9 protein-coding genes and 1 pseudogene are annotated in these 13,823 nt (G+C 51.7%); 5 read left to right on the top strand and 5 right to left on the bottom strand.

The genetic code is table 11. The annotated features are described in order from the left end of the window. Window positions 1-24: 24 nt before the first annotated feature. Both ACQ0MK_RS10095 and ACQ0MK_RS10090 read right to left on the bottom strand, forming a co-directional pair. Window positions 25-1,071, bottom strand: a complete 1,047-nt coding sequence (locus ACQ0MK_RS10095) for a hypothetical protein (RefSeq protein ID WP_430475897.1) — start codon at window positions 1,069-1,071, stop codon at window positions 25-27. Window positions 1,072-1,188: 117 nt separating this feature from the next. Further along, entirely contained in the window at window positions 1,189-2,175 is a 987-nt protein-coding gene (locus ACQ0MK_RS10090; protein WP_430475896.1) for a LysR family transcriptional regulator, read from the bottom strand. 229 nt (window positions 2,176-2,404) lie between these two features. On the opposite strand from ACQ0MK_RS10090, the gene chvE reads away from it, so the two are divergent. The 5 genes from chvE (at window position 2,405) to ACQ0MK_RS10065 (ending at window position 11,598) form a co-directional block, all read left to right on the top strand. Then, window positions 2,405-3,484: a multiple monosaccharide ABC transporter substrate-binding protein gene (gene chvE, locus ACQ0MK_RS10085; RefSeq protein WP_430475895.1), complete on the top strand. Its 1,080-nt coding sequence runs from the start codon at window positions 2,405-2,407 to the stop codon at window positions 3,482-3,484. Window positions 3,485-3,675: 191 nt separating this feature from the next. After that, window positions 3,676-5,199, top strand: coding sequence for a multiple monosaccharide ABC transporter ATP-binding protein (gene mmsA / locus ACQ0MK_RS10080; RefSeq protein WP_430475894.1), 1,524 nt, complete (start codon window positions 3,676-3,678; stop codon window positions 5,197-5,199). Between the two features lie 10 nt (window positions 5,200-5,209). After that, window positions 5,210-6,394 (top strand): multiple monosaccharide ABC transporter permease, encoded by a 1,185-nt coding sequence (mmsB, locus tag ACQ0MK_RS10075; RefSeq protein WP_430475893.1) that lies wholly within the window; start codon window positions 5,210-5,212, stop codon window positions 6,392-6,394. A 153-nt stretch (window positions 6,395-6,547) separates the two neighbouring features. Continuing rightward, window positions 6,548-8,296: an L-arabinonate dehydratase gene (gene araD, locus ACQ0MK_RS10070; protein ID WP_430475892.1), complete on the top strand. Its 1,749-nt coding sequence runs from the start codon at window positions 6,548-6,550 to the stop codon at window positions 8,294-8,296. 215 nt (window positions 8,297-8,511) lie between these two features. Next, window positions 8,512-11,598 carry a hypothetical protein gene (locus ACQ0MK_RS10065; protein WP_430475891.1) on the top strand — a complete coding sequence of 1,029 codons (3,087 nt, stop codon included), beginning with the start codon at window positions 8,512-8,514 and terminating at the stop codon, window positions 11,596-11,598. Between the two features lie 212 nt (window positions 11,599-11,810). Here ACQ0MK_RS10065 and ACQ0MK_RS10060 read toward each other — a convergent pair whose 3' ends face one another. From ACQ0MK_RS10060 to ACQ0MK_RS10050, 3 genes and pseudogenes are all read right to left on the bottom strand, one after another. Further along, window positions 11,811-12,530 carry a hypothetical protein gene (locus ACQ0MK_RS10060; RefSeq protein ID WP_430475890.1) on the bottom strand — a complete coding sequence of 240 codons (720 nt, stop codon included), beginning with the start codon at window positions 12,528-12,530 and terminating at the stop codon, window positions 11,811-11,813. 100 nt (window positions 12,531-12,630) lie between these two features. Next, window positions 12,631-13,017, bottom strand: coding sequence for a S24 family peptidase (locus tag ACQ0MK_RS10055; RefSeq protein WP_430475889.1), 387 nt, complete (start codon window positions 13,015-13,017; stop codon window positions 12,631-12,633). A gap of 67 nt (window positions 13,018-13,084) precedes the next feature. Beyond that, window positions 13,085-13,803 (bottom strand): annotated as a pseudogene (locus ACQ0MK_RS10050) (IS5 family transposase); the annotation flags it as partial. Window positions 13,804-13,823: the final 20 nt, after the last annotated feature.

Genomic DNA, 13,823 nt, shown 5'->3' with positions numbered 1-13,823 from the left:
GCGCGTTGGAAAGACACGCTTTGTTTAAGAGCAACCTTCAAGAAGCGTGATGGCATCGCTGCCGGCATGGATGGCGGTGACGAAGCCTTCTTCATTGATTTCAAACCGGATGCCGCGTGTTTTTTGCGCATCACGCCACCAGGTCACATAGCGCCCATTTGCACCAAGATATTCGTGGTCTTCTTCGATCAGGGGTTGGCCATCAAAGGCGGCGTAAACGTCTTCTCGTGACGCACCCAGCGAAATGCCGTTGGCGGTTTTAACAAGACTGGTCGCGACATCATACTCGTCCGCATAGATGGAAATGCGGGCCAATACGTCATCCAGAATCAGATATCCCAACCCGGACGGATCAGAGTTGCTTTGTAAAAACGTACAGCTTTCATCATCACCTGAGATGAACTGATCAAGCTGATCGCCGATAATTTTCCGAAGACCAACTTTGTCCAAGCCAATTTTGGCCGGGCCATATCCCTGTTCTGATAATGTCGCAAGGCGGGTCGTGATTGCATCGGTAACGGTTAGATCAATGGTCGCGGTATTATCGCGACGGCGAATTTCACCAAGGGATACCGTTTGATGCAAATGAAGCTGCGCCCATGGTCCCCCGTTGACCCAATCATTTGGCAACATCAAACCGGTTGCAGGCTCCAGGCACAGTTGATTGCTGTTGCCAAGAAGGTTTGCGTGGCGTGCGCTGATATCGGCGGGGATATCCATGCAAATTGTCTGCGGGATATTTTCCATCCAACCAACAGGAATGCCCGGCCCGTCGCAATTTTCCGGGTCAGGGCGCAATTCGCACAATGGCGGCACGATATTGTCCATCACGAAATCAAGCCGCATCGGATCACCACCGGCAGACGTGATCAGTGTATCAAGCATATCGATAGTGGGTGTCAGCGATCTATAGGAAAAAGCGTCCCACGCCGTTGTGGCGCGTAGATCAAATAACGCGAAAGCAGGGCTGTCTTGTTGCGTTTCATCAAGCTCGGTTGCCTGTACATCCATCGCGATCAGTGCGCTGGAGACGGTCAGAACTGAACCAATATATCGGGAGGTGCTGGGCACGTTTCATTCTCATTTGGAAAATGTCTTTGTTGTATGACAGTAGTTTACGCGAGTTTTGCTGTAACGCACAGATATAAACAGATATAAACCGAACGCCCTAATTCAAGGAGGGGTACTTTACGGTAAGGGCCGCTCGATCCGTGCCAATACGTGATCAGAGACAAGCTGTGCCGATGGCGACAGGCGATGTCCACGCGCCGTAATCAGGCTATAGGGTTTAATTTCAATCACGCCGTCAAACGGCAATTCCGTGATCAGTCCGCCACTTGCCAGAAGACTTGTGACTTCCTCGGCCATCGGGGCTATTGCGTCGGTATCGGCCAATGTTGCCAATGTCACCAAAAGGGATGCCGAATTCAGACTTGAATGGGGCAAGGGCAAATGGCGTGAAATAAACGCATCTTCAATCGTGCGCCGCATCAGGTTGCCCGGCGGGGGCAAAATCCATTCAAATTTGGCAAGACGGGCAAGCGTGATCGGTTTGTTTCCAGCCAAAAGCGGATGGCCGGAACGCACCATAAGGCGGATTTTTTCGCTTCGGATTTCGCGGATGTTAAATTGGCGCGGGTCCATGTCTTCGGGCACACGGCCAATGACAAAGTCATGATCGCCCGCCAGCAAATCCTTGATCAATAAATGCGATGGCCCAACCCCGACATGGGCTTCCAGTAACGAATTGACGGCTTGCACACTTCGGATCGCAGGCACGACAAGATCAACTGCCGCTGCCGTCACTGCGCCGACAAAAACCGTACCGCCACCATGTTTGATATCTTCGATCTCGCGTTCGGCTTCGCGGATTTCAATCAGCATGCTGCGCGCACGCCTGGCCAACGCACGTCCGGCATTGGTCATTTCAATCCCGCGGGGGCTGCGCACACATAGTCTGGCTTCCAGAATGCCTTCCATTTCCGAGAGCAATCGCGATGCTGCGGGCTGCGATGTTTTGAGCATGTCAGCAGCAAGACTGATTTGCCCGGTTTCTTCCATCGCAACAACCATGCGCAGGTGGCTTAGCTTCAGACCGCGCTGAAACAGGTTGCCGGATCGAAAAAGAAGTGATTTGGCAGAGCTGAGCGGTTGGTTGTTTCGGATTGCGGTCATTGGGTTTCCTCCCTTGGTGAGGATTGTATTATATCAATTTTGATATGCAAGTTTTGAAATTGCTTATTTGATTGTTATGTAACGCATCTGAATAATGTCGCCGTGCCCTTTGGGAAATGGGGCACTTTATTAATTGAAAACAAAGACACGACATATGCGGGCTATAAAGCCTGATAAAGTCGGGCGACATAAAATGGCGAATATGCCGTGTCTTGTAGGGAGGATAGCTATGAAACGTCTCAGTGCCGTAATGGCAGGGGTCGCCTTTGGCGCGGCCGCAATGATGAGCCCGATGCTTTCGGGTGGTTATGCACATGCGGCTGATAAAGGGTATGTCGGTATCGCAATGCCGACCAAATCTTCGGCACGTTGGATTTCTGACGGCAATTCAATGGTCAAGCAGTTCGAAGATGCCGGTTACAAAACCGATCTTCAATATGCAGAAGACGACATTCCGAACCAGCTTTCCCAAATCGAAAACATGATCGTCAAAGGCGTTGATGTTCTGGTGATCGCAGCAATCGACGGCACCACTCTTTCGAATGCGCTGGCAAATGCCCAGGCTGCTGGTATCAAGGTCTTTGCTTATGACCGCTTGATCGTTCAGAGCCCGGATGTCGATTACTATTCCACATTTGATAACTTCAAAGTTGGCGTTCAGCAAGCAACTTCGCTGGTTGATGGTCTGCTTGCAGCAGGCGAGCCACCTTTCAATGTTGAACTGTTCGGTGGGTCACCGGATGATAATAACGCATACTTCTTCTATAATGGTGCAATGTCGATCCTGCAGCCGCTGATTGATGAAGGTACGGTTGTTGTTAAATCCGGCCAGATGGGCATGGACAAAGTCGGTACCCTTCGTTGGGATGGTGCGGTTGCACAGGCCCGTATGGATAACCTTCTGTCGGCTTATTACACGGATGAAAAAGTTGACGGTGTTCTGTCGCCATATGATGGCCTTTCGATCGGTATCCTGTCGTCGCTTAAAGGTGTCGGCTATGGTTCCGGCGACATGAAAATGCCGGTTGTTTCCGGTCAGGATGCTGAGCTTCAGTCGATCAAATCGATCCTTGCTGGCGAACAGTATTCCACGATTTTCAAAGACACCCGTGAACTTGCACGTGTCACTGTTTCCATGGTTGACGATGTTCTTGCCGGTCGCGAGCCGACCATCAATGACACCAAAACCTATGACAACGGTGTGAAGGTCGTTCCTTCCTATCTGCTTGAACCGGTTATGGTTGATAAATCCAACTGGGAAGAAATCATTCTTGGTTCTGGCTACTACACCGAAGATGAAGTGAAGTAAGCCAACGCTTTAGCAATGGAACCCGGAAGGTGTACCATCTGGCATGTAAGCTGGGTTCCATTGCCTTAATTGCTGTCTGATATGGGCCTAACCTGCCAAAAGCAGGGCATAAACCCGACGGGTTTTCCCAAGACAACAAAGACCAAGTGGATAAAGACGCCGTCACCCCCCGACGGCAGTGGGAGGACCGGATGGATACCATCCTGGAAATGAAGAACATCACCAAGACCTTTCCCGGTGTGAAAGCGTTGGATGATGTCAGCCTTAAAGTCGAACGTGGAGAAATTCACGCGCTTTGTGGCGAAAACGGTGCTGGCAAGTCCACCCTGATGAAGGTTCTGAGTGGTGTTTATCCACACGGCACCTATGAAGGCGACATCCTTTATGATGGTGGCGTTCAGGAATTCAAAGATATCCGCGATAGTGAAGAACGCGGCATTATTATTATTCACCAGGAACTGGCGTTGGTGCCACTCCTGTCGATTGCCGAGAACATCTTTCTGGGCAATGAAATGAGCGAAAACGGCATTGTAAACTGGCCTGCGACCTTTGCGCGCACGGGCGAGTTACTGTCAAAAGTCGGCCTGAAAGAAAATCCGGCGACACTGGTAACCAATATCGGTGTTGGCAAACAGCAGTTGGTTGAAATTGCCAAGGCGCTTTCGAAAAAAGTCAAACTGCTGATCCTTGATGAGCCGACCGCAAGCTTGCAGGAAAATGACAGTCAGAAGCTTTTGGATCTTCTGCTGGAATTCAAGGCGCAGGGCATTACATCGATCCTGATTTCGCATAAATTGAACGAGATCAACCGGGTTGCGGATCGCATTACGGTTATCCGTGACGGTAAGGCGATTTCGACCCTTGATGCGCGTGCCGGTCAGATCACCGAAGACGATATCGTCAAGGACATGGTCGGGCGCGACATGGCACACCGGTATCCGGAACGCACGCCAAATATCAGCAAGGATAAGCTGATGGAAGTGCGCAACTGGTCGGCAACCCATCCGCTGCATCCTGAACGCAAAGTCGTTGATAATGTCAGCATTGATGTTGCCGCAGGCGAGGTTGTCGGGATTGCCGGATTGATGGGGGCAGGACGTACCGAACTTGCCATGAGCATCTTTGGTAAATCTTACGGTACGGAAATTTCCGGTGAAGTTCTGATCAATGGCAAAGTGGTCGATGTTTCAACCGTTGAAAAGGCGATTGCATCGGGGCTTGCCTATGTCACCGAAGACCGCAAGGAAATGGGTCTGATCCTTGATGAAAATATCACGACCAACATTACCCTGGCCAATCTTGGGGGCGTTTCGGAACGGGGTGTCTTGAACGATGGTGCCGAACGTTCCGTTGCCGAGGAATACCGGGAAAAGATCAATATTCGCACACCCAATGTCGGGCAAAAGGTCGTCAATCTTTCAGGTGGCAACCAGCAGAAAGTTGTTTTGTCCAAGTGGCTGTTTGCGGCACCGGAAGTCCTGATTTTGGACGAGCCGACCCGTGGTATTGATGTTGGCGCGAAATACGAGATTTATACGATTATCAACCAGCTGGCAGCCGATGGTAAGGGGGTCATCATGATCTCGTCGGAAATGCCGGAGCTTCTGGGCATGTGTGATCGCATCTATGTGATGAACGAAGGTGAGATCAAAGGGCAGCTTGCAGCAAAAGATGCAAGCCAGGAAGCAATCATGCGCATGATCCTGAAGGCGTGAGGAACAGACAATGAGCGATACTGATAACAAATCAATTGGTTACTATCTGCGCACCCATATCCGTGAATACGGCATGGTTGTTGCGCTGGTCGCCATTCTGGCTTTCTTCCAGGTTCTGACCGACGGCATCATGCTTAAACCGGTGAACCTGACCAACCTGTTCTTGCAGAACAGCTATATCATCATCATGGCCGTTGGCATGTTGCTGGTGATTGTGGGTGGGCATATCGACCTTTCGGTTGGATCGGTCGTTGGTTTTGTCGGCGCGCTTGCCGCTGTCATGATTGTGCATTGGGATTTGCCGACGGCCTTTGTCGTCCCGGCATGTCTGGTCGTTGGTGCGGTCATTGGTGCCGCCCAAGGGTACTGGGTGGCTTATTGGCGCATTCCGTCCTTTATCGTCACACTGGCGGGGATGTTGGTATTTAAGGGCCTGACACTTGCCCTTTTGGGTGGGGCATCGGTTGGTCCGTTCCCACCTGAATTCCAGGCCATGTCGTCGGGCTTCGTACCGGACTTCTTTGGCGGGTTGATCGAGGGACGGTTTAACGTCTTTTCGATGACGCTCGGTGTTACCTTGGCCGCATTGCTTCCGATCCTTGGTCTGCGTTCGCGTGCCAAACAGGCGAAATTTGCTGCTGTTGACGAACCGATGGCGGTCTTTATCATCCAACATGCGGTCGCCGGTTTGGCGATCCTGTTTGTGACCTATCTTCTGTCGACCTATCGCGGGTTGCCAAACATCTTGATCATTATGGCGGTGCTGATCGCGATCTTTACCTTTATCACCAACTCAACGACCCTTGGTCGTCGCATCTATGCACTTGGCGGGAATGAAAAGGCAGCCAAGCTTTCAGGGATCAATACCAAACGCCTGACCTTCTTTACCTTTGCCAATATGGGCATGCTGGCCGCCCTTGCCGGGCTTGTGTTTGCCGCACGTCTGAATACGGCAACGCCAAAAGCCGGTCTTGCGTTCGAGCTTGATGTGATTGCGGCCGTCTTTATTGGTGGTGCATCCATGTCAGGCGGGGTTGGCAAAGTGATCGGTGCGGTTGTCGGTGCGCTGATTATGGGTGTCATGAATAACGGTATGTCGATCGTTGGTGTTGGTATCGACTGGCAGCAAGTGATTAAAGGTCTGGTGTTGCTCGCAGCCGTGATCTTTGACGTCTACAACAAAAACAAGGCGTAACAATACGATGACGCGGAACGACACAATTATGGGTGAAAATAGCCAACAAAGCCGGTTGGGTGCCATTCTGTGTCGTTCAGAGTCCCCTGTGCGGACGTCCCAGCTGCACACAACCGGACCCGTCTCGATAATAAGTAAAAAAGGAAAACGGGCATGACAAAGTTTAAACCGGCACCTTGGCCGCGCACATTGCGGTCACAAGAAGGTTGGTTCGGCGGAACCAGCAAAGACAATATCTATCACCGCAGCTGGATGAAAAATCAGGGCTTGCCGTCTGACCTGTTTGATGGTCGTCCGGTGATCGGCATTTGTAATACGTGGTCGCAATTGACCCCGTGCAATGCCCATCTGCGCGATCTTGCCGAACGGGTTAAACACGGCATTTACGAAGCAGGCGGCTTGCCGCTTGAATTCCCGGTTTTCTCGGCTGGTGAAAGCACGCTGCGTCCAACGGCCATGATGTTCCGTAACCTTGCGGCCATGGATGTTGAAGAAGCCCTTCGCGGGACCCCGCTTGACGGCGTGGTTCTGATGGTGGGTTGCGATAAAACCACCCCGGCACTTTTGATGGGGGCGGCCAGCGTTGATATCCCGGCCATCGTGGTCACCGGTGGGCCGATGCTTAACGGTAAATGGCGGGGGCAGGATATCGGGTCGGGTACGTCGCTTTGGCAGCTTTCCGAAGACCGCAAAGCTGGCAAGATCAGCACCGAAGATTTCCTTGAAGCCGAAATTGCCATGTCGCGTTCGCCCGGTTCGTGCAACACGATGGGCACGGCATCAACCATGGCCAGCATGGCAGAGGCGCTTGGCATGGCGCTTTCGGGTAATGCCGCGATCCCGGCTGTTGATAGCCGCCGTCGCGTGATGGCCCATATTACCGGTCGCCGGATTGTCGATATGGTCAAGGACGACCTTAAACCGTCTGACGTTATGACCAAGGAAGCGTTTGAAAACGCCATTCGGGTCAATGGTGCGATTGGTGGTTCGACCAATGCCGTGATCCATTTGCTTGCGATTGCCGGACGTGTCGGCATTGATCTGACCCTTGATGATTGGGATCGCTTGGGTCGGGATATTCCGACCGTTGTTAACCTGCAGCCATCGGGCAAATACCTGATGGAAGAGTTCTTCTATGCGGGTGGTCTGCCGGTTGTGATCAAGGCACTGGGGGAAGCGGGTAAGCTTCACAATGATGCCCTGACGGTGTCGGGCGAAACCATGTGGGATCAGGTCAAGGACGTGCGCAATTGGAACGATGACGTTATTCGTCCGTTCGAGAACGCATTGACCGAAAGCGGTGGTATCGCCGTGGTCAAAGGCAACCTTGCACCAAATGGTGCGGTGCTTAAGCCATCTGCAGCAACACCGGCACTTCTGACCCATCGTGGCCGTGCGGTGGTGTTTGAAGACATCGATGATTACAAGGCCAAGATCTATGACGAGGCGCTTGATATCGATGAAAACTGCATCATGGTTTTGAAAAACTGTGGGCCAAAAGGTTATCCGGGCATGGCCGAGGTCGGCAATATGGGCTTGCCGCCAAAAGTATTGCGCAAAGGCATCACCGACATGGTGCGTATTTCCGATGCGCGGATGAGCGGCACGGCCTATGGCACGGTTGTTTTGCATACATCACCAGAAGCCGCAGCCGGTGGGCCGCTTGCCGTGGTTCAGAATGGTGACATGATCGAGCTTGATGTGCCGAACCGCAAACTGCATCTCGACATCAGCGATGAAGAACTCGCCCAGCGTCTGGCGAATTGGAAAAATACCGTTCCGGTCCCGGTCAGTGGCTATGCTTCGCTATACTACAAAACCGTTATCGGGGCGGACAAAGGTGCCGATTTCGACTTCCTTGTCGGCCATCGTGGCAACGAAATTCCTAAAGACAGCCACTAACGCTTATCTGAACGCATCCAAATATCCTTGGATAGATGCATTCAAGACAATCAAAACCGGCCAGCAAGTATATTGCTGGTCGGTTTTTTTCGCAACCCTTAGAAGAGCAATGCAATTGGATGCGATCAATCAAAGATTGAAATTTTCGCTGGAAAGACCATACTCCCATCAGGGTTAATGTGCGTTCGGGACAAACGCAATCTGGGGAGAGAGTTATGTTTAAGCGGTTTGCAACGATGCCTTTGCGTGCGCTGATCTTGGCAGGGATCGGGTGTAGCATGTCTGGTGCTGTTTGGGCGCAATCGTGTTCCGCTTTGCGCGATCAAGCACTTATCCCGACAGATCCCGCGTTATGCAAATCGCTGAGTGCCACGGTGGCTGATCCATCTGCCTTGCCGCTTGACCAGTATGAAACTGCTCTGTCAAAATTTTTCGATAATTGGTGTCATCGCGATACAGATGCCGGGTGGGTGCGCGACAAGTTTGTCCGCGATACCGGACCTTTTACCGCCAGTCGGGATACGATGGGCCATGAAGGACAGTGGGTGGGCACCTATCACGGGACACATTCGCCCGTCGTGATCTGGTATTCCCCCGATATGGTCAATTGGCTGTCTGAAAACCGGGGTGCAGAGGGCAGCCGACCCAGTGCTCCTGCGGACATTCCAGACGGTGCGATCATGGTCAAGGAGATGTATCCGCAACCAGCTTCGGCTTGCGCGGGGGAGGATCCCACGCACCTTTGGCCAACCAGCGGTGCCGCGATCATGGTGCGCGATAGCCAAGCATCTTATGATGGATGGTTCTGGGGATGGTATGGTTGGCCGGGATCGGGTTGGAAGGTTGATTGGCCCGCCGGGACCAGTAACGGTCCGGCCAATATGGGCTTTGGGCAATATTGCGTGAATTGCCACGGTTCTGCCCGTGATATGACCTTTGCCGAGTTAAAAAACCTCGAAGGTCATCCGGGGCAGCCGGAAGTGTTCTTGTCGCAGGATTTCTTTGCCGGTCAGTATCTGGGCCAAGATGGGGGTGTTGCCCCGTCGGTCAAGAAGAACGACCCGTCAAGCGGGGCACCGGCGGATATTCACAGCTTGCGTGCGCAACATGAAAAAGTTCCTGATCCGCTGGGCACTGCCCGTAAAAACGCACATCCTGACATGGCGGCGATTTTAACTGCCTTTGCCAAAACGGGCAGTCCGTTTGACTATAATCTGGCACTGCCAAGCAACATGCCCTCGCAAAGCTATGACACGGTGTGGATGGGGGCGGACGGGCCAGCACCGCATAATCAGTTCATGACAAGCGATCAGTGTGTGGGGTGCCATGATGCGGGTAGCACAGGCTTGCAGTTTGATATGACAATGCCGGACCCGGACGGGGATCTTTTGCTGAATATGTCGCCTTACGCGACATGGCGGTCATCCCCGATGGGGTTGGCGGGCCGTGACCCGATATTCTTTGCCCAAGTGGCAAGCGAACTGCAGACCTTCCACAGCGATCAATCCGATTTGGTTCAGAATACATGCTTTGGCTGTCACGGGATCATGGGGCAACGCCAGTTCCAGATTGATCATAATATAGCGCAGCAGGCTGATGCGGATTCAGGTGTTCAAATGGCACTCTCCTGTGGTGATTTTGACAGATCCATGGTGAATGCCATTCCGTATCCGGCGAACAATCTCGCTGCCGGTCATGCATCTTATGGTGCCTTGGCACGTGATGGTATTTCCTGCATGTCGTGCCATCAGATGGTGCTGGGTAAGGATGCTACGGAAAAGTTCAAAGACGCACCACAGAATGCCTGTGTGCTACAGCGTCAGGAAACGCTTAACCCCGACAATACAGGCTTTGCCAAAACCTTTACCGGCAGTTTCCTGGTGGGGGATGCGGATACGCTTTATGGGCCGTTTGATAAGCCACAAAAACACCCAATGGAATATACCCTTGGCATTACGCCGGCCAAAGGGGGCGCCATCAAGACATCGGAGATGTGCGGCACATGCCACACAGTCCATCTTCCGGTTCTTAAAGACGGCAAGCAGGTTGGGACTGTTTATGAACAGACAACCTATGCCGAATGGGCGTTCAGTGATTTTAGAACCGGCTATACCATAGATGGAGCATTGCCCGGTGGTGCCGGGGCGATGGCGCTGAGCTGTCAGGAATGTCATATGCCATCGGGCGATGACAAAGCCAAATTCCGCAGCAAGATTGCCTCTATTCAGGAATATTCAAACTTCCCGGCTTCGGCCAATACGTTTGGGCCGGAGCTTCTTGATCTTGAAGTCCGTGAAGGTTTTGCCCGCCATACACTGGTCGGGTTGAACCTGTTTCTGGTCGAAATGTTCCAACAGTTCCCTGAAATTATGGGCATTCCAACAGCTGATCCTATGTTAGGTGCCAAAGGTGTTGATCCGCTGGCCTATACCGAACGTGCCATGATCAAGCAGGCGCGCAGCGACACGGTCAATATCAAGATCAAGGGTTCAGAAATTCAGGATGGGCTTCTGACAAGCGAGGTCGCCATTGCCAGCCTGACCGGGCACAAATTCCCTTCGGGCGTTGGTTTTAGACGCGCCTTTGTCACGTTTGAGGTCCTTGATCAGAATGAAAAGGTGATTTGGGCATCTGGCCGGGTTAACGGGGCCGGGGTTATTGTTGATCAAGGCGGAACACCTGTTGAGGGTGAACTATGGTGGGACAATCAATGCAGCGCGCGTATTGATCCGCTTAAACGGGCCCATCAACCGCATTATCAGACGGTGCGTGCACAGGATCAGGTCCAGATTTATCAGGAACTGGTCAGCACGCCGCCGCTTGACGGAAGTACGAATTATAGCTGTGGGCACAATGTCGCGCCCAAAGGCCAGTTAACGACAAGCTTCCTGTCGATCTGTGCCGAGGTCAAAGACAACCGTCTGCCGCCAGCAGGGTATCTTCCGTTAGCTGAACGCATCAAGATCGCCAATGCGATAGGGGCAGGAGAAGATCTTGCCGAAGACGCAGGCTTTACTGCAATTGACGCCGATCCTGATTATCTCCAGCCAAGTGCGACGGGGGGCGATCATGTGACATATGAAGTCAAGCTGTCAGACATGACCGGTACCCCGGCATCGGTACGGGCGAAGCTGTCCTATCAGGCGACACCGCCATTCTATCTACAGGACCGTTTCTGCACGGCGAAAGGCGATGATACAGAACGCCTTGCCTATCTTGTGGAGCACCTTAACCTTGATGATACAGCAGCCGAGGATTGGGCATTTGAAATCGTCAATACAGGGGCCGTGCCAATCAAGTGAGGCGACGTGTTTCCTAAGGGCGAGGATGTTTTGAGTTTTGTGAGTTACTTGTTCCAGCCCGAGTGGTCATCGTTGCATGTAAATGTTTGGGGGGAGGGGGCTGTGCAATAGACCAATTTACTCTTGGAAACACATTTTTGCCAAAAGGTGTTGGACTGAGGCGTGCTCTTTCTTGAACCCGCGGCAATTTGTTTGCTGGCTGGTTCGGCCGTTTAGAAAGGAATATCTTGATCATCCGTTGAGTTGCTAACGTGCTCATTCGGACCAGTGATTTTCTTTGTTTCCTTCCAAGGAGGGAAAGCAACAAAAGCCTTCTTAGCTTTGTCAAACAAAGAAAAGACGCGTTCCGCTGACTTCAATATTGGTTGTATTTCTTCATTCTCTTCTCGCCCTGCCCTGCTTGCTTCAATAACAAACTGGTAGAACGCTTCAGTTCTGGTTCGAGTGAGGTCGAGTTCCAGTTCAAACGCAGATAGCTTTTTCATCAAAGAGGACATTTTGTTCTCGTTGATTGAAAGGTTAGCTAATTTTTCTCGGATTGATGTCACAAATGAACGAATAGCGTCTTTTGCAGACTGATCAAGCTCAAGAACAGAGACTTCTGTCAGTTTTACCCTGCGTGCGTATTCAGCCAAAAGCCTCTTAGAAGTGAAAGAGGCATGGAAACGAAATTTAGAGAAAAACTCGGAAAACTCTGTGTCCGAGTGGGGTATGTCGTGGAAGTCTGACAGAAGTCCAAGGCCGTTGACTCTGTCATAAATAACAAGTGTTTCCACATAATTTCGTTCTGGGTTCCAGCCTTGGTTCTGCAAGTCCCAAGACTCTTCTAGTTTCGCATATTGTCGCTGCTGAAGGATTGCGAACCCATGCTCCGAGTCATCCGGGAGATTCAGAAAATCGTTTTGAACGTCGTAAGGCTCTTGCATATTCAAACAGCGACCTCCAAAAAGTTATGGCTGAATAGTGTGACCTGAAGTCTCCGTAGTCAACCTATTGGTTTTGGTGTGATGCGGCTTTCCTCTATATGTTTCTTCATCTACAAAAAATTGCGCAAACTCGATAAAAAGAACGAATTTTACTTTTGTGGTATTTTATGGTTCTGGGTGGGTTGAATTGGCGTAAGGTTATGTGTGAGGGCGAGAACGATACTAAACGCCTTAATAGGGCAACTTGATCAGTGAACTCTACAAGTACATCTTTTCCGTTTTGAGGAGGTCGTACCGGGTCAATGAACACTAACTCTCCAGGCCGAAACCGTGGCGACATGCGTTCACCATGAACATATACGGCAAACATGTGCTCATTTTGCCAATTGCCGCACCATCCGGAAACATACGCGACAGGCGTTTTTGTAACTTTAACGCCTTCGTCAAGGCCGTGCCATAAACCCAAAACTGGTATCAAAGGTGTATGTTCCACAGTTTGATGCCCCAAATTTGTTCGTTCAAAAAACACATTTGGGGAGGCATTCTAGGGGCTGGACTCAATTGGTCCAACATCTGATTGCGAAAATCCGGACCATATTAAGGAAGTTTTCTGCGGACTTTTCGTATCGGATAGTCAGCCGCCTCATATCCTTCATACGGCAGAAGAAACGCTCAACAAGATTGCGTTTGGCGTAAAGACCCGCGTCATGAGGGATAGGCTTTCTAGCATTTGCCTTGGCGGGGATCACCGGCAAGGCACCTTCATCCTCTATCTCCCGACGGATACGTGCACTGCCATAGGCCTTGTCGGCGACAATGGCCAATGGTGGTTTTGTCCAATTCAGGAAGCAGTCGATCATCTTGCTGTCATGGAGTTGTCCGCCACTGATCGCAAGGCGTAACGGGCGACCGAGTACATCTACAGCGGCGTGAACTTTACTTGTCCTGCCGCCGCGTGAGCGTCCAATACCCTCTGCCAGTTCCCCTTTTTTGACCCAACCGCGGCGCGGTGAGCCTTCACTATTGAACTGTCGATAAAGACAAGCGCATCTTCATGTTCTGATGCTAGGGCCTCGAATATCTCGCGCCATATGCCGCGCTCTCCCCAGCGGACATAACGATTATAGACTGTCGTAGGCGGACCATATCTTCCTGGAAGATCCCGCCAGGGCGCGCCGGTTCGAAGAATGTAGAAGATGCCATTAAGAACTGTTCTGTCGTCGCGCCGCTTCAGCCCCCGACCGTCAACAGGAAGAAGCGGAGCAATGATCGCCCATTCTTTATCGCTCAAATCAAATC

Source organism: Thalassospira lucentensis (assembly GCF_050516545.1).
GTDB lineage: Bacteria > Pseudomonadota > Alphaproteobacteria > Rhodospirillales > Thalassospiraceae > Thalassospira > Thalassospira lucentensis_C.
The sequence above is the reverse complement of the archived record's forward strand: the minus strand, read 5'-3'. Positions and strand labels throughout refer to the sequence as shown.

What these genes read in the sequence shown, in the direction of transcription:
- ACQ0MK_RS10090 (WP_430475896.1), bottom strand. Translation starts at nt 2,175, where the DNA reads ATGACCGCAATCCGAAACAACCAACCGCTCAGCTCTGCCAAATCACTT.
- chvE (WP_430475895.1), top strand. Translation starts at nt 2,405, where the DNA reads ATGAAACGTCTCAGTGCCGTAATGGCAGGGGTCGCCTTTGGCGCGGCC.
- mmsA (WP_430475894.1), top strand. Translation starts at nt 3,676, where the DNA reads ATGGATACCATCCTGGAAATGAAGAACATCACCAAGACCTTTCCCGGT.
- mmsB (WP_430475893.1), top strand. Translation starts at nt 5,210, where the DNA reads ATGAGCGATACTGATAACAAATCAATTGGTTACTATCTGCGCACCCAT.
- araD (WP_430475892.1), top strand. Translation starts at nt 6,548, where the DNA reads ATGACAAAGTTTAAACCGGCACCTTGGCCGCGCACATTGCGGTCACAA.
- ACQ0MK_RS10065 (WP_430475891.1), top strand. Translation starts at nt 8,512, where the DNA reads ATGTTTAAGCGGTTTGCAACGATGCCTTTGCGTGCGCTGATCTTGGCA.